This is a genomic window from Streptococcus sp. ALY_211 (assembly GCF_058314555.1).
The window spans coordinates 208,126-222,861 of the sequence record NZ_JBZFUN010000002.1 but is presented as its reverse complement, the minus strand read 5'-3'; the positions used below and the strand labels follow the sequence as shown (position 1 = coordinate 222,861).

At 41.7% G+C, this 14,736-nt stretch carries 17 protein-coding genes; 9 read left to right on the top strand and 8 right to left on the bottom strand.

What is annotated here, in order from left to right; all coding sequences use genetic code 11:
- Positions 1-60: 60 nt before the first annotated feature.
- The 8 genes from AC4HAJ_RS03050 to AC4HAJ_RS03015 all read left to right on the top strand — a co-directional run bounded on the left by AC4HAJ_RS03050 (position 61) and on the right by AC4HAJ_RS03015 (position 8,789).
- Positions 61-1,035: a hypothetical protein gene (locus AC4HAJ_RS03050; RefSeq protein WP_491078682.1), complete on the top strand. Its 975-nt coding sequence runs from the start codon at positions 61-63 to the stop codon at positions 1,033-1,035.
- Positions 1,032-2,930, top strand: a complete 1,899-nt coding sequence (gene mnmG / locus AC4HAJ_RS03045) for a tRNA uridine-5-carboxymethylaminomethyl(34) synthesis enzyme MnmG (protein ID WP_491078681.1) — start codon at positions 1,032-1,034, stop codon at positions 2,928-2,930. The genes AC4HAJ_RS03050 and mnmG overlap by 4 nt, the downstream gene beginning before the upstream one ends.
- 96 nt (positions 2,931-3,026) lie before the next feature.
- Positions 3,027-4,988, top strand: a complete 1,962-nt coding sequence (locus AC4HAJ_RS03040; RefSeq protein WP_491078680.1) for a GGDEF domain-containing protein — start codon at positions 3,027-3,029, stop codon at positions 4,986-4,988.
- A 1-nt stretch (position 4,989) separates the two neighbouring features.
- A complete protein-coding gene (gene rplI / locus AC4HAJ_RS03035; RefSeq protein ID WP_491078679.1) occupies positions 4,990-5,448 on the top strand; it encodes a 50S ribosomal protein L9 in 459 nt (152 codons plus the stop codon).
- 31 nt (positions 5,449-5,479) lie between these two features.
- Positions 5,480-6,841, top strand: a complete 1,362-nt coding sequence (dnaB, locus tag AC4HAJ_RS03030; protein WP_491078678.1) for a replicative DNA helicase — start codon at positions 5,480-5,482, stop codon at positions 6,839-6,841.
- Positions 6,842-6,850: 9 nt separating this feature from the next.
- On the top strand, positions 6,851-7,132 hold the full coding sequence (locus tag AC4HAJ_RS03025) for a Veg family protein (RefSeq protein ID WP_491078677.1): 282 nt from the start codon (positions 6,851-6,853) through the stop codon (positions 7,130-7,132).
- A gap of 262 nt (positions 7,133-7,394) precedes the next feature.
- Positions 7,395-8,006, top strand: coding sequence for a 30S ribosomal protein S4 (rpsD, locus tag AC4HAJ_RS03020; RefSeq protein WP_491078676.1), 612 nt, complete (start codon positions 7,395-7,397; stop codon positions 8,004-8,006).
- A gap of 579 nt (positions 8,007-8,585) precedes the next feature.
- Positions 8,586-8,789, top strand: a complete 204-nt coding sequence (locus AC4HAJ_RS03015) for a cold-shock protein (protein ID WP_491078675.1) — start codon at positions 8,586-8,588, stop codon at positions 8,787-8,789.
- A gap of 48 nt (positions 8,790-8,837) precedes the next feature.
- Here the strand turns inward: AC4HAJ_RS03015 and AC4HAJ_RS03010 are convergent, their stop codons facing one another.
- The 3 genes from AC4HAJ_RS03010 to AC4HAJ_RS03000 are packed head-to-tail and all read right to left on the bottom strand — an operon-like array spanning position 8,838 to position 10,604.
- The gene (locus tag AC4HAJ_RS03010) at positions 8,838-9,710 is read right to left on the bottom strand and encodes a DUF4097 family beta strand repeat-containing protein (RefSeq protein WP_491078674.1); all 873 of its coding nucleotides are present in this window, start codon (positions 9,708-9,710) and stop codon (positions 8,838-8,840) included.
- The gene (locus AC4HAJ_RS03005; protein WP_491078673.1) at positions 9,707-10,291 is read right to left on the bottom strand and encodes a DUF1700 domain-containing protein; all 585 of its coding nucleotides are present in this window, start codon (positions 10,289-10,291) and stop codon (positions 9,707-9,709) included. The genes AC4HAJ_RS03010 and AC4HAJ_RS03005 overlap by 4 nt, the downstream gene beginning before the upstream one ends.
- On the bottom strand, positions 10,278-10,604 hold the full coding sequence (locus AC4HAJ_RS03000) for a PadR family transcriptional regulator (RefSeq protein ID WP_491078672.1): 327 nt from the start codon (positions 10,602-10,604) through the stop codon (positions 10,278-10,280). Before AC4HAJ_RS03000 ends, AC4HAJ_RS03005 begins: the two co-directional genes overlap by 14 nt.
- A gap of 178 nt (positions 10,605-10,782) precedes the next feature.
- On the opposite strand from AC4HAJ_RS03000, the gene AC4HAJ_RS02995 reads away from it, so the two are divergent.
- A complete protein-coding gene (locus AC4HAJ_RS02995) occupies positions 10,783-11,397 on the top strand; it encodes an NUDIX hydrolase (RefSeq protein ID WP_491078671.1) in 615 nt (204 codons plus the stop codon).
- 40 nt (positions 11,398-11,437) lie between these two features.
- On the opposite strand, the gene AC4HAJ_RS02990 is transcribed toward AC4HAJ_RS02995, so the two are convergent.
- The 5 genes from AC4HAJ_RS02990 to AC4HAJ_RS02970 form a co-directional block, all read right to left on the bottom strand.
- Positions 11,438-12,022 (bottom strand): DUF5067 domain-containing protein, encoded by a 585-nt coding sequence (locus tag AC4HAJ_RS02990; protein WP_491078670.1) that lies wholly within the window; start codon positions 12,020-12,022, stop codon positions 11,438-11,440.
- Between the two features lie 127 nt (positions 12,023-12,149).
- Entirely contained in the window at positions 12,150-12,437 is a 288-nt protein-coding gene (locus AC4HAJ_RS02985) for a hypothetical protein (protein WP_491078669.1), read from the bottom strand.
- A 1-nt stretch (position 12,438) separates the two neighbouring features.
- Positions 12,439-12,705: a DUF2089 family protein gene (locus AC4HAJ_RS02980; RefSeq protein WP_491078726.1), complete on the bottom strand. Its 267-nt coding sequence runs from the start codon at positions 12,703-12,705 to the stop codon at positions 12,439-12,441.
- Positions 12,706-12,957: 252 nt separating this feature from the next.
- Entirely contained in the window at positions 12,958-13,743 is a 786-nt protein-coding gene (locus AC4HAJ_RS02975; protein WP_491078668.1) for a CPBP family intramembrane glutamic endopeptidase, read from the bottom strand.
- Entirely contained in the window at positions 13,740-14,510 is a 771-nt protein-coding gene (locus AC4HAJ_RS02970) for a CPBP family intramembrane glutamic endopeptidase (RefSeq protein WP_491078667.1), read from the bottom strand. The genes AC4HAJ_RS02975 and AC4HAJ_RS02970 overlap by 4 nt, the downstream gene beginning before the upstream one ends.
- Positions 14,511-14,736: the final 226 nt, after the last annotated feature.

Below are 14,736 nucleotides of genomic sequence, written 5' to 3'. Positions count from 1 at the left end.
GTACGTTTTTTGACGTACAGTTTTCGAGAGTTTTGGCTATTTTTGTATGGAGGAAGGGAAATGAGCGAAAGAGATTACAAGATTTCAAACCAAGAGATGAGTAATTTTTATAATGATATTTTTTCAAAAATAAATTGTCATTTTGAAATTTATAATGCTATATCATATTCAAGACAATATTTCACAGGACTGATAATATACAGTTTTGTACTGGCAGGATCTATTTATGGTGTACCGATATTCTGTCGATTGAATAAACTATCAATTCATCTAGGATATTATGTAGGATTTTTAGTATTAATTACAGTTATAGCAGTTTGGATACTGCATTTTCCATATAAAAAATTTAGAAGTATTAGTGAAAAAAGTTTAGATAGAAAAACTTATTTGGAAACATTGGAGAAAATAAAAAAAGATATTTTAAAAAAATCCTCAGATTCTTTGGATGTAACTATCCAAAGGTTGATGAAAGAATTAGAAGAAGCTGCTTCTTTAAATCATCGGAGAACCAATTTTTTCGTAGGGGTGATATTTTTAGGTAATCTCACAATTATTATAACTTCCATTACTGCGTTAGGAGATAGCTATATAAAGGACACATTGGCGTGGAGTTCCATGCTACTTGGTGGTTTTGTGCTATTTATTCTTTTCCTAATTTATAAAGGTCTAAAGAAAATGCCTAGTATCGGTAGCGAATATGAATATTCCAAGATGAGGGATATATTAAATGACATTGTTTACTATTACGGTTACGATTCCAAAACTCTTAATCGGTATGGTAAGAGAAGTAAAACATTTAGTCTAAATGCTTCGACATCTGAAAAATCAGAACAGGGTCAAGTCAATCAGAATAAAGTTAATAATGGCATGAAATACCGACTATTTTATCGTAACAAAAAAACTGATGCTGATGTTGTATTAAATATCTTATGGGGACTGTATTCACATAAAAAAACTCAGACAAAAAATACTTTCAAAGTTTTGTGGGGATTGATTGAATATACTATTTCTATCAAACAGAAGGAGACGAAATGACACACACATTTACAGAAGAATTTGATGTTATCGTGGTCGGGGCTGGGCATGCTGGTGTTGAAGCTAGCTTGGCTGCCAGCCGTATGGGCTGCAAGACCTTGCTGGCTACCATCAACCTTGAGATGCTGGCCTTTATGCCCTGCAATCCGTCTATCGGCGGCTCTGCCAAGGGAATCGTGGTGCGTGAGATCGATGCGCTGGGCGGTGAGATGGGCAAGAACATCGACAAGACCTACATCCAGATGAAGATGCTCAATACCGGTAAGGGTCCAGCAGTTCGTGCCCTGAGAGCGCAGGCTGATAAGGCCCTCTATGCGCGTGAGATGAAGCACACCGTTGAGCAGCAGGAAAACTTAACCCTGCGCCAAAGCATGATCGATGATATCTTGGTCGAAGATGGCAAGGTTGTTGGTGTTGTCACAGCAACTGGGATCAAGTACGGCGCTAAGGCTGTCGTGGTCACGACTGGGACTGCCCTTCGTGGGGAAATCATCCTCGGTGACCTCAAGTATTCATCAGGTCCCAATAACAGTCTAGCCTCTGTAACTCTGGCGGATAACCTTAAAAAACTAGGGCTTGAAATTGGGCGTTTCAAAACAGGGACCCCGCCACGTGTCAAGGCTTCAACGATCAACTACGACGAAACAGAAATCCAGCCCGGAGATGAAAAGCCAAATCATTTTTCGTTTCTATCAAAAGATGAAGACTATCTTCAGGATCAAGTGCCTTGCTGGCTGACCTATACCAACCAGTCCAGCCATGACATTATCAATAAAAACCTCCACCGTGCGCCTATGTTTTCTGGTGTCGTCAAGGGGGTTGGACCACGTTACTGCCCATCGATCGAGGACAAGATTGTCCGCTTTGCAGACAAGGATCGCCACCAACTCTTCCTTGAACCTGAAGGGCGTGATACAGAGGAAGTTTATGTCCAAGGTCTGTCAACGAGTCTACCCGAGGACGTTCAAAGAGAGTTGCTGCGCTCCATCAAAGGCCTCGAAAAGGCAGAGATGATGCGCACAGGCTACGCTATCGAATACGATATTGTCCTGCCCCACCAGCTGCGGGCTACTCTTGAAACCAAGCTGATCTCTGGTCTTTTTACGGCAGGTCAAACCAATGGCACCTCTGGCTATGAGGAAGCAGCCGGCCAAGGCCTAGTGGCTGGGATCAATGCAGCCCTCAAGGTGCAAGGCAAGCCTGAGCTTATTCTTAAGCGCAGCGATGCCTATATTGGTGTTATGATTGATGACTTGGTGACAAAAGGAACCCTGGAGCCTTACCGCCTTCTCACTTCTCGTGCCGAGTACCGCCTCATTTTGCGCCATGACAATGCTGATATGCGCTTGACTCCAATTGGTCGTCAAGTCGGTTTGGTTGATGAAGAGCGCTGGCTCAGCTTCGAGATCAAGAAAGCCCAGTTTGACAATGAGATGACACGCCTGTCAACTATCAAGCTAAAACCTGTCAAGGAAACCAATGAAAGGGTTGCTGCTATGGGCTTTAAGCCCTTGACAGATGCCGTGACAGCCAAAGAATTTATGCGTCGTCCAGAGATCAGCTACTCAGATGTGGTCAAATTCATCGGACCAGCTGCGGAGGATCTCAGTCCCAAAGTGATCGAACTACTCGAAACCGAAATCAAGTATGAAGGCTACATCAACAAGGCTTTGGATCAAGTAGCCAAGATGAAGCGCATGGAAGAAAAGAAAATTCCCGCTAACATTGACTGGGATGACATTGACTCCATCGCTACCGAAGCCCGCCAGAAATTCAAAAAGATCAATCCTGAAACCATCGGCCAAGCCAGTCGGATCTCAGGCGTCAACCCAGCTGATATTTCCATTCTCATGGTCTATTTAGAAGGCAATCAAAAGGCCAGCCGCAAGGCCTAATCTAAGACCCGTCACAAGTTGGTCAATAACCAAGAAGAAGTCTAGGATTCTAGGCTTTTTTGTGGTATAATAAGGAGATTAATGAGGTTAAATTTAATGAGAAAAATTCGACTAGAGACCATCCACTTGGTCATGATTGGTTTGATCTTCTTTGGGATTCTTGCCATCTGTGTCAAGACCGTACACACTGAGACAGCTCTTTTACTGGCCATCTTTCTTGTTTTGGTGGCTATGGTGGGCTTGCTCTACTACCAAAAGCAGGCCTATGAACTCTCTGAGTTAGAGCAGATTGAGCGCCTTAATGACCAGACAGAGCTGAGTCTAAAGACGCTCTTAGATAGAATGCCAGTTGGTGTGGTTCAGTTTGACCCAGAAAGCGATGAGATCGGCTGGTTCAATCCCTATGCAGAATTGATTTTTACTAAGGAAGACGGCAAGATGGATGTCGACCTATTACGTAAGATCATTCAAGAAAAAAAATCCGGTTCAGCCAACTACCGTATCCAGATCAATGATTACACTTATATTGTCAATCTTGATCTTTCAGCAGGTCTATTTTATTTCTTTGACTCTGCTAGTGGTGACGCTGCTGGCGACGATTCGATGAAACAGCCAGTTATTGGGATTATCTCAGTGGATAACTATGATGATACCACGGCTAATCTTTCCGACAGTGATGTTGCCCAGATCAATAGTTTTGTGGCCAGCTTTATTTCGGAGTTTGCGCAAGGCCAGCATATTTACTATCGCCGCATGAGTGTCGATCGCTTTTACCTCTTTACAGATTACAAGGTCCTATCGACCCTGATTGAGGATAAATTTACGATCCTAGAAAAGTTCCGAGAAGCAGCCAAGGAGCTTGAATTGCCTCTGACATTGAGTATGGGAATCTCGTATGGAGAAGATAACCACCAAGAGATTGGACAAATGGCTCAGCAAAATCTTAATATTGCCCTGATGAGAGGTGGGGACCAAGTGGTCATCAATGCTACCGATGATCATAAGAACCCTCTCTACTTTGGTGGAGGAACAGTATCGACGGTCAAGCGCTCACGGACGCGGACCAGAGCTATGATGACAGCTATCTCCGATCGGATCAAGTCAGCCAACAGAGTCTTCATAGTAGGTCATAAAAATATGGACATGGATGCACTTGGTGCAGCCGTCGGGATGCAGCGCTTTGCTGCCAATATTATGGATGCCAGCTATGCTGTCTTTGATGAGAACGATTTAAATGCAGATGTTGCCCGTGCCATTGAAAAAATTCAAAAAGACGGACAGACCAGCCTGATCACAGTTGAGGAGGCTCTCAGTAAGGCCAGCTCAAATGATTTACTGATCATGGTTGACCACTCCAAAACGGTTTTGACGCTCTCTAGGGAGCTTTACGACAGGTTTACAGAAGTCATTGTTGTTGACCACCATAGACGGGACGAAGATTTCCCAGATAAGGCTGTCTTGACCTTTATCGAAAGCGGAGCCAGCAGTGCCAGCGAGCTAGTGACAGAGCTGCTCCAATTCCAAAATGCGCAAGAAAAGTTGACAAAAATACAAGCCAGTGTCTTGATGGCTGGGATCATGCTAGATACCAAGAAATTCTCAACTCGGGTGACCAATCGTACTTTTGACGTTGCCAGCTACTTAAGAAGTCTAGGTAGTGATAGTACGGAAATCCAGCAAATTTCAGCGACTGATTTCGAGGATTACCGCCGAGTCAATGAGCTCATCTTGACAGGCCAGGACTATGGGAATGGCATCATGATTGCTAGAGGTGATCAAAACCAGACCTACAGCAATGTCATTGCAAGTAAAGCAGCTGACACCTTGTTGACAATGGCTAATGTCCATGCCAGCTTTGTCATTGCCAAAAATGCCTCAGGGCAGATCGCCATATCAGCACGCTCTAGTGATGGCATCAACGTCCAACGCATTATGGAAGAAATGGGAGGTGGCGGTCACTTCAACCTTGCTGCTTGTCAGCTGGATGACACGACTGTCAACCAAGCCTATCAAAAATTAACCCAAATCATTGACCAAATACTCGAGGAGGAAGACTAATATGAAAGTTATTTTTCTAGCAGATGTTAAAGGCAAAGGTAAAAAAGGCGAAGTCAAAGAAGTTCCAACAGGTTATGCCCAAAACTTCCTGATTAAAAAGAACCTAGCCAAAGAAGCTACGAACCAAGCCATTAACGAGCTGAAAGGTAAACAGAAAGCTGAAGATAAGCATGCAGCAGAAATCTTGCAAGAAGCTAAAGATCTCAAGGCTAGGCTTGAAAAGGAAGAAACACGCCTGCAATTTACTGAAAAAGTAGGACCAGATGGCCGAACTTTCGGATCAATTACAGCTAAGAAAATCGCAGAAGAATTACAAAAGCAATTTGGCATCAAAGTTGACAAACGCTCGATTGACTTGGAGCAGCCCATCCGTGCTATCGGTCTGATTGAAGTCCCTGTCAAGCTTCACAAGGAAGTTGACGCACAGATCAAGCTCAAGGTTACAGAAAGCAGAGCATAAGTCGATAACAGTCTAAAAGGAGTGAGCTAGAGTGGCAGATACTCAGGAATTACGTGTTCAGCCCCAGGATTTGGTGGCTGAACAGTCAGTACTTGGATCTATTTTTATCAGTCCAGAGAAGCTAATCTCTGTACGTGAATATATCGAGCCTGAGGATTTCTACAAGTATTCTCACCGAGTGATCTTCAAGGCTATGATCACGCTCAATGACCGTAATGATGCCATTGATGCGACGACGGTCCGTGCTATCTTAGATAGTCAAGATGATCTTCAAAATATTGGTGGGATTGCTTACCTTGTTGAGTTAGTCAATAGTGTGCCAACCAGTGCCAATGCTGAATATTACGCCAAGATTGTAGCCGAGAAGGCTATGCTGCGCAATATCATCAGCAAGTTGACAGATACTGTCAACGAAGCCTATGATGGTTCATTGGAGTCAGATGATATCATCGCCCATGCGGAAAAAGCTTTGGTGGATATCAATGAGCGCACTAGCAACAGTGGCTTTAAGCGGATTGCAGAAGTCCTCAAAGAAAACTACGAAAGCCTAGAAGAACGCTCCAAACAGACATCAGATGTGACCGGCCTGCCAACGGGCTTCAGAGATTTAGACAAGATTACAACAGGTCTGCATCCAGATCAGCTGATTATCCTAGCAGCCCGTCCAGCCGTTGGTAAGACAGCCTTTGTCCTAAATATCGCCCAGAATATAGGAACCAAGCAAAATGCGCCAGTTGCCATCTTCTCCCTAGAAATGGGAGCAGACAGCCTAGTCAATCGGATGTTGGCAGCAGAAGGCATGGTGGATTCCCATGCCTTACGTACAGGTCAGCTGACCGATCAAGATTGGCAAAATCTCACTTTAGCTCAAGGAACCTTGGCTGATGCGCCTATCTATATCGATGATACCCCGGGGATTAAGGTAACCGAGATTCGTGCCAGATCTCGAAAATTAGCCCAAGAAGTCGGGGGTCTAGGTCTCATTGTCATTGACTATCTCCAGCTGATTACTGGGACCAGGACTGAGAATCGCCAGCAGGAAGTCTCTGATATTTCTCGCCAGCTTAAGATCCTGGCCAAGGAATTAAAGGTTCCAGTCATCGCTCTCAGTCAGCTATCACGTGGAGTTGAACAGAGACAAGATAAGCGCCCTATCTTATCAGACATCCGTGAATCCGGATCGATTGAGCAAGATGCCGATATTGTCGCCTTCCTCTACCGAGATGACTACTATGAGCGTGGTGATCAAAAAGAGAGCAACGATCAGTTTGAAGATAATACGATCGAGGTTATCCTAGAAAAAAACCGTGCCGGTGCACGTGGAACGGTTAAGCTGATTTTCCAAAAAGAATACAACAAATTCTCCTCTATCGCCCAGTTTGAAGAAAGGTAATAAGCAACCATGAGTGATGCATTTACAGATGTAGCAAAAATGAAAAAAATCAAAGAAGCGGTCAAAAAACATGAAGGAAAAGAAGTTGAGATGACTTTAGATCACGGCCGTAAGCGTGAAAAGACCAAGATTGGCCGCTTGATCGAGGTTTATCCCTCCCTATTTATCGTGGAATACAGCGACCGTGCCAATAATCCCGGAGAAATCAGTAACACCTATGTGGAATCCTATACCTATTCTGATATCCTGACTGAAAAGACTCTTATCCGTTATATAGATGATGAGGCTTAAGCTGTATAGAGGAAAAGCACAAGAACTGGGAATGTCTCTATTCTCGTTTTTTACTAGTAAACTCTAAAAGGCTTTACAGAGCCTTTTTTCTATGCTATACTAACCTTTGTGTGAAATAACAGCAGGGCAAAATAAAGCTCGTCAACAGATGTTCTGAAAAACCAGTAACCTTGGCTGTTTAGGCGAAGGGCATCTGCACGAATTAGGTTTGCCTAAGACGTTATTTCCTCAGTATTTTATTAACTTAGAGGAGGACAGTTAAATGTCACGTTATACAGGTCCATCATGGAAACAATCACGCCGCCTTGGCTTGTCACTTACAGGTACAGGTAAAGAGTTGGCACGTCGTAACTACGTACCAGGACAACATGGTCCAAACAACCGTTCAAAACTTTCTGAATACGGTTTGCAACTTGCTGAAAAGCAAAAATTGCGCTTCACTTACGGTTTGGGTGAAAAACAATTCCGTAACTTGTTCGTACAAGCTACTAAGATCAAAGAAGGAACACTTGGTTACAATTTCATGATCTTGCTTGAACGTCGCTTGGACAATGTTGTTTACCGTTTGGGTCTTGCAACTACTCGTCGCCAAGCTCGTCAATTCGTTAACCACGGCCACATTCTTGTGGATGGAAAACGTGTTGATATTCCGTCATACCGTGTTGCTCCAGGTCAAGTGATCTCAGTTCGCGAAAAATCAGCTCAAGTCCCAGCGATCTTGGAAGCTGTTGAAGCAACTTTGGGACGTCCATCATTTGTCCAATTTGATGCTGACAAACTTGAAGGTTCATTGACGCGTTTGCCAGAACGTGACGAAATCAATCCAGAAATCAACGAAGCCCTTATCGTTGAATTCTACAACAAAATGCTTTAATGCTGAGTCTAAATATTTGAAGAGGTTGAGACAAAAGTTCTCAGCCTTATTTATTTAGTCAATTTCACTGACTAGATGCAGTGGTTGGGAGTAAGACTTGTTGGCTATGCCAACTTTAGTCTTACCCCTGCAGAGTTCATTAGGTGCTTTAGCACCAATGAACCACTGCTGATTGGTAGTCCTTATCTTGGGGCGCATTCTTATTTTCAGGCACCCCCTTAAACAGTCCACTGGACTGTTTAACTACCATGCAAGTGACACCTCCAACAGTTTGGGGAACTGTTGGAGGTGGGCGGAGGTGGGACAACAAAATCAAAACCGTGATTGTCTCACGGTTTACTGATTTTGTCCCACTCTCTTTCTTTTGGAAAAATAAGACTGCAAATATGCTGCTCACCCCTCAGGTACTAAGTTGGAGGGAAGAGTCATCTTATAATCAAAAAGTAAGAGACATGACTTGACTTAATGCCATAATACTGTTAAAGTAAGAGAGTAATAATTTTTTGAGTTGAAGTATTAGTGATCTTTTGTTTTTCCTCTTAATATTTTTACAAATAAATTTTTAAAGAGGTAACTCAAATGGCACAAGGTACAGTAAAATGGTTTAACAGCGAAAAAGGATTTGGTTTCATCACTCAAGAAGATGGTCCAGATGTCTTTGCACACTTCTCAGCTATCCAGTCAACTGGTTTCAAGTCTCTTGACGAAGGACAAAAAGTTTCTTTTGATATTGAAGAAGGTCAACGTGGCCCTCAAGCTGTTAATATCGCTAAGATTGATTAGTAACATTATAAAAGAGCTAGGCTTGAGCCTAGCTCTTTTACTTATCAGTTAATCCACAGATATATCGCCTGTATCGGCCTGAATATCAAGGAAGTTATCATGAGAGGTGCTGAGCTCATCGGTAATATCCTCATCACCTACCTCACTGTCACTGCTGATATTCAATCGGTAGTCAGCCAGCTCTAAGTCAACATCACCAGTTTCTACAGAGATATGGTTGGTCTTATTAAAGGTGAGAGAGGAGCCATCAAAATCACCCGTGTCAGCATCCATGCTACTATTCGTCAGTGTAACCCTATCTAGTTCGACATCGCCAGCACTAAGGGTCATGTCAAAGTCGGTTAACTGACTATTGCTGATTTCTACATCACCAGTATCCAAGTCCAGCTGCGCTTTTTTGACCTGGCTTTGATCGATACTAAGATCGCCAAGGTTACCGCTGACTTCCAGATCATTGATTGATTGTTTGGAGATATCGAGATCACCTAAACTATTAAAGGCGTTAATCTTGCTAATCTTAGTGCCTTTGGGAACCTTGATGACAATAGTATCCATATCACGACCGAGTTGAATCAGTCCCAAATCCTTAAGACCAAACACATTGATCTCAACCTTATCCTTATTTTTAATAGTTAGTTGCCCCTTGTCATTGCTGACTGTAATGGGAGATTTTTTATTTTGGTAGTAAGTGATACTGGCATTTTTATCAGCTGTTTCTTCGATGACGATATTACGGCTAAAGGTATCAATGTTAATCGCCTTGATCTGGCCGAGGTCAGTCGAAACATAGTTGCGATCCTCTCGCAGGTGATTGGCAACGTCCCTCAGTCCCCCTTGCCGCAGTCCGATGAGTACCAGTAGACCACCGATCAGACTGAGGCTAATACCAGTGATCAGTAAGAATTTTTTCCAGGTTTTCATGAGCGTTTTCCTTTCTTAGCAATCCAACTTACCAGCTTGACCGTACCATGACCAGCAGCGCGTGAACATTCAATGCCTAACAGTATGAGAAGAAGAGTAATGCCTAAGAGAGCAAGCCCCGATCCCACATTGAGCATCCCAGCCGCAAAGCTGATATTAAAGTAGGTAACACTATCAAATAAGAATTGAAAGACAGATAACAAACTAGCAACAGCAGCTAGGAAAATACAAAGGATCAGCGACAAAATGATGACAACCAAAGAAAAAATTAAGGCAATCATCGTAAGGGCTAGGGGAAAAGCGATAGGTGAGGCTAGCACGGCTAAGATAGCAATCCAAATGATGGTAGCATGATTCTTAGGAGAAACCCCTGATTGCTGGGTCTTTTCATCTAAGATGGTGTTGAGAATCTCATTAGCAGCTTCCTTGGGACTGCCTAACTCTTGAATAACCTTGGCTTCATTTTCAGGACCTGCTTCATCAAAATATTCCGTAAAGTAGTCCATAGCCTCTTCATAGTCAGTGGGCGGTAATTTTTTTAAGTAGCGCTCCAGCTCTTTTAGGTAGTCATTTCTTGTCATGGCGTATGCTCCCTTCTATGATGCCGTCGATAGTGGTCGTGTGCTCCTGCCAAGATGCCTTGCGCTGTTTGAGATCATCTCGTCCAGCATCAGTGATAGCATAGTATTTTCGTCTGCGTCCTTGGTAGTCTTGACTGTAAGTTGTCATCAAGCCAGCTTTCTCTAATCGCTTAAGGATAGGATAAAGAGTTGATTCCTTAATATTAGCGATGAGTTTTATGGTTTGACTGATCTCATAACCATAAGAGTCCCCCTTCTCTACAATAGATAGAATTAGGGTCTCAATAAGGACGGAGGATACAGGATAATACATAGAGGTACCTCCTAAGGTTTTATGTATATTAATTTTATATATTAATCATAGCGCTAATAGGATGATATGTCAAGATTAAATATATAAAATATTTATATAGATAAAAAAGGGCGAATCGCTGCCGATTTGCCTTTAAACATGGTACTATAATAAAAATAAGCTGATAAGGAACCTGCTGATGATTGATTTTAAAAAGATCTTGGCCCATTACCATCCCAAGCCCCTAGGTGAGACAAAACGATATGCCGTCTTACTCCCCTTGGTGTGGGACAAGGAAGCTCAAGATTGGGAAATTTTGTACCAAGTAAGGAGTCAAACCATTTCTCAGCCTGGAGAGGTCGCCTTTCCAGGTGGACGAGTAGAAGCAGGGGAGTCCTATGAGCAAGCTGCTATTAGGGAAACGACGGAGGAGTTGAATATCTCAGCCAGCAGCATTGAGGTATTAGGTGAGATTGACTACCTCCTTTATCAAGGTAGCAGCATTCACTGCTTTGTCGCCGTCCTCTCTACTGATTGGCGAGCCTTAAAACCCAACCCCGATGAAGTTGATCGCCTCTTTACGATTAGATTGACAGACCTCCTAAGCACTGATCCTAAGTCCTATCACTTAATAGCAAAGGCTCAGCCATCACCAGATTTTCCTTTGGAGCGTCTGCCCCAAGGCGCTGATTATAATTTCGGTCAGGATAAACGGACCATTCTCTTCTACGATTTAGCCGGTGAAAATCTCTGGGGAATGACGGCTAACTTCACCGATAATTTTATCCAGCTTATAAAAGCCCAGTCTGATTAATAAAACATACGATCCCAAAAGTCTGGATCGTATGTTTTTTCTATGGTGTACTTGTATCGGCGTCGGTTGATGGGAATGTAGGAATATCAATAGCCGAAAGTGGAGCATTAGGAAGATTATCAGTTTTCATAGAATAGCTGGCAACAGCGTTATAGTCAGAATCTCTAAAATGAATGACGATCGGTGTCCCGAGTTGTCCAACATCGTAATCATGAACAACCTCCTTAGTCTCATCTGGTGCAATGTTGACAGAGCTAGCATCTTTATCTTCTTCCTTATCATGACCAATGACACTAACACTGTTTATTTCTTCTTTATTTTTGGTAATTTTATCGACCGTATCTAAAATAAGACTATACCCATCCTCAGCTTTTGAGGTGAGATTAGTAATCTTATAATGAATGCGAACAGCGTAATTATCGTTTTGGAGAGGGATTTTAGTAGCCTTGAGCACCTGTATCTTAGCTTCTTTATTGGTAAAGGTTGCATGGGATTTAGAAAAGCTCCACTCTTTTTTCGTCTGGTTTTGATAATAGTTTCTAAGCACGGCTGTTGTTGAAAACCAAAGGATAATGAGTCCTATTATTCCGATTAAGACTAGAATGATACTGGTTCGTTTCTTCATTTATAATGACTCCTTACTATAGTATATCAGTATGATTGGTTAGGATTTTTAGTAAAACTTCTATCGAGAAATGAGCCTCTTATCCAGAAGTAGATAAGGGGAGTTTAATACTTAATGCAGCTGAAATTTACTGGCTTGAGTAATCCTTTGCTTTCATTTTATCTAATTCTTTTTTGACTTCTTTCTCTTTTTTAGACTGTCCATCCCCTGCTGCAATTACTAATGAAAAAAGTCCAATAAACGGTGTAATGAGACTACGAAAATCAAAAGTAGGTTCTAGTACCATAAGGACAATATAGACAATAATAAATAAGATCGGAAGAATCCACACTAAAATAAAATGTTCATGGTACCCCAGCCAATGCTGAATATACATAACAATAGCAGTGAGAGCAATGGTTAACAATATTGACATATTAGTCCTCCTCGTGATAAGTGATAATTTCCTTGGCTACTTCTAAAGAAATTTTTTCCTCAATAACCATTTTCATAATTTTTGCTTCAAAGGGATGACCTTGCGTTTGATAAAGTCGTATTTGATCGATAATATTATTTAATCGCAACCTGACTGTAGGATAACTAACATCATACTCTGCAGCAATCTTTTTTAGAGAACCAGAACTTATAACGAATTTTCTAATAAACTCACGATCCTCATCGTCCAAAAATAAAAACCAGTCGATATTCATTGATGCCACCTCCATGTCATTATAGGTTATAACTTTAAAAAAATCAATATTTTTTAAAAAAAGTTAAACAAAAAATAAAAATAAATTATAAAAATGATAATCATGGAGGAAGGTTTATCACAAATAATACTACTTGTAGCCAAGGGTTAAAACAGCTTTAGAAAATAGCCTCAGTTAATCTCTAACTGGGGCTATTCTTGTGGAGCGTCTTAAAGATTTTCTATCAATGATTAAATAGTGGCTGGCTCAATCAGAATGATGATTGTTCTTCTTAAAGAGGTAAAAGATCGTGACACTAGCTAGCACATACGCTAAAATTGCTAGAGGAGAAATATCTGAACCGTATTGGGCACCGAATAAGAAGGAGTCTTGTTTAAATAGTATGACTCCCATGATGAGATTCCAAATCGCATGGATGGCAATGCTATTGACAACAGAGCCAGTTAGATAGGTCGTCAGGGAAAAGAGGACCCCCACAGCAGTTCCAGCCACTAACAGTTGAAGGGCGGTTATAAGAGGCAGTGCGCCATTTAGCAAATGTAGAGCTGCAAAGGCAAAGGACGGCAAAAGTATAGCAATGGCGATAGAATATCTGATTTCCAGCAGTCTCATGATAAACCCTCTAAAGAAGAGCTCTTCAGCAATGGGAGCTGCGACTCCTCCTAGGATAATAGTCTGATACAAATCATTATCCAGATAACTGCGTCCGCCCAGCAAGTGTAAGAGCACCTGAACAGCTAAGGGCATAAGAAAGGCGATAAGGAGACAAGACCAGTGAGGAAAAGTCAGATTAATACGAAAATCCTTAAAACCTAGATGGATGACCTTACTGATGATCAGATAGAGGGACAGTAGAGATAGAGTTATGTAACTAAGGGCAAACAGTCCATAGCTAAAAATAGGAGCAAGACCAAGCCATTGTGAGCCCTGATAGATCAAGACAGAGCAGTTACCACTGAGCCAAAATGCCAGGAAGGCTAACAGGCAGATACCAATAATTTTCCAAGTTGACATGGTTTTAATCGTAATCATGATTTTTCCTCCTTTGTGATATGAGTGTTTGCAGCTAACTGGTCTTTTAAGGTATAAAGCAAGGCAAGCGATACCAGTAGCAATAAGATACCTTGGATAAAGATGGCTTGATTAGACTCAGCAAAACCAAAAAACATGAGCAACATCCTTGTCAAGTGCACACCGCCGTGAACAGCGACAGCAGCCCAAGTCGTCTGGAATAAGAATTTTAGCAGATAAGCCAGACAAGCAAAGCTAAAGGCATAAAACATGGTCAAGCAGCCGTATAGAAAACCCTCCATGACAAGATGAGTAGCATGTATAGCTGTAAAGAGACCAACAGACAAAGTCATTGTGGTTAATTGGTTATACTTGCTGCTTAGGGTTTGCACTAAATAGCCGCGAAAGACCAATTCTTCTGGGAAGCCTTGCATAAGAAAAGCAACCACAAAAGCCATGACCAGACTCAAAGCGATCTTAGTTGGACCAACAGAGCTAGGAATATGGTAAATACTATCCTGGAGTAAATATCTGGAAATAGCAGAACCTAGAAAAACAATGACCGCAGTTAGGGCGAGAGCAATCCCAAAACTTCGTAGAGCTTTCTTGTTGACGCCTAATGCCAAAGAGCTCCAAGGAACCTGATCAATCTTCCGAGTGAAAAACCAGGTAACCCCAAACATAATAGGCAAAACATAAGCTGAAAAGCTCATTACCAAATAAATAAGAGTCATTAAAATGGACTTTGTAAGAGGTGTCAATCCTCTAAGTTTCGTAATAATAGCCATAATCTTTTTCCTTTCTACATATATCAAAAAAATATATATAAATTTTACACCCATAGTGTAATCCTTTTACATAAGTGTGTCAATATTTTATATATAATTTTTTTATCCATTAAAACACTGTGTATGGAAAAAGGTAAACTAAAAAGGACTGGACTCTGTATACTACAGAAAAAACCAGTCCTTTCAATATAAAATTTTTTTATACTAGTACCAATCTATGCTAGAG

Coding starts and splice junctions, on each gene's coding strand:
- AC4HAJ_RS02995 (WP_491078671.1), top strand. CDS start 10,783: ATGATTGATTTTAAAAAGATCTTGGCCCATTACCATCCCAAGCCCCTA.
- AC4HAJ_RS03015 (WP_491078675.1), top strand. CDS start 8,586: ATGGCACAAGGTACAGTAAAATGGTTTAACAGCGAAAAAGGATTTGGT.
- AC4HAJ_RS03010 (WP_491078674.1), bottom strand. CDS start 9,710: ATGAAAACCTGGAAAAAATTCTTACTGATCACTGGTATTAGCCTCAGT.
- rplI (WP_491078679.1), top strand. CDS start 4,990: ATGAAAGTTATTTTTCTAGCAGATGTTAAAGGCAAAGGTAAAAAAGGC.
- mnmG (WP_491078681.1), top strand. CDS start 1,032: ATGACACACACATTTACAGAAGAATTTGATGTTATCGTGGTCGGGGCT.
- AC4HAJ_RS02985 (WP_491078669.1), bottom strand. CDS start 12,437: ATGTCAATATTGTTAACCATTGCTCTCACTGCTATTGTTATGTATATT.
- AC4HAJ_RS02975 (WP_491078668.1), bottom strand. CDS start 13,743: ATGATTACGATTAAAACCATGTCAACTTGGAAAATTATTGGTATCTGC.
- AC4HAJ_RS03025 (WP_491078677.1), top strand. CDS start 6,851: ATGAGTGATGCATTTACAGATGTAGCAAAAATGAAAAAAATCAAAGAA.
- AC4HAJ_RS03040 (WP_491078680.1), top strand. CDS start 3,027: ATGAGAAAAATTCGACTAGAGACCATCCACTTGGTCATGATTGGTTTG.
- AC4HAJ_RS03050 (WP_491078682.1), top strand. CDS start 61: ATGAGCGAAAGAGATTACAAGATTTCAAACCAAGAGATGAGTAATTTT.
- AC4HAJ_RS02990 (WP_491078670.1), bottom strand. CDS start 12,022: ATGAAGAAACGAACCAGTATCATTCTAGTCTTAATCGGAATAATAGGA.
- AC4HAJ_RS03005 (WP_491078673.1), bottom strand. CDS start 10,291: ATGACAAGAAATGACTACCTAAAAGAGCTGGAGCGCTACTTAAAAAAA.
- AC4HAJ_RS03000 (WP_491078672.1), bottom strand. CDS start 10,604: ATGTATTATCCTGTATCCTCCGTCCTTATTGAGACCCTAATTCTATCT.
- AC4HAJ_RS02970 (WP_491078667.1), bottom strand. CDS start 14,510: ATGGCTATTATTACGAAACTTAGAGGATTGACACCTCTTACAAAGTCC.
- rpsD (WP_491078676.1), top strand. CDS start 7,395: ATGTCACGTTATACAGGTCCATCATGGAAACAATCACGCCGCCTTGGC.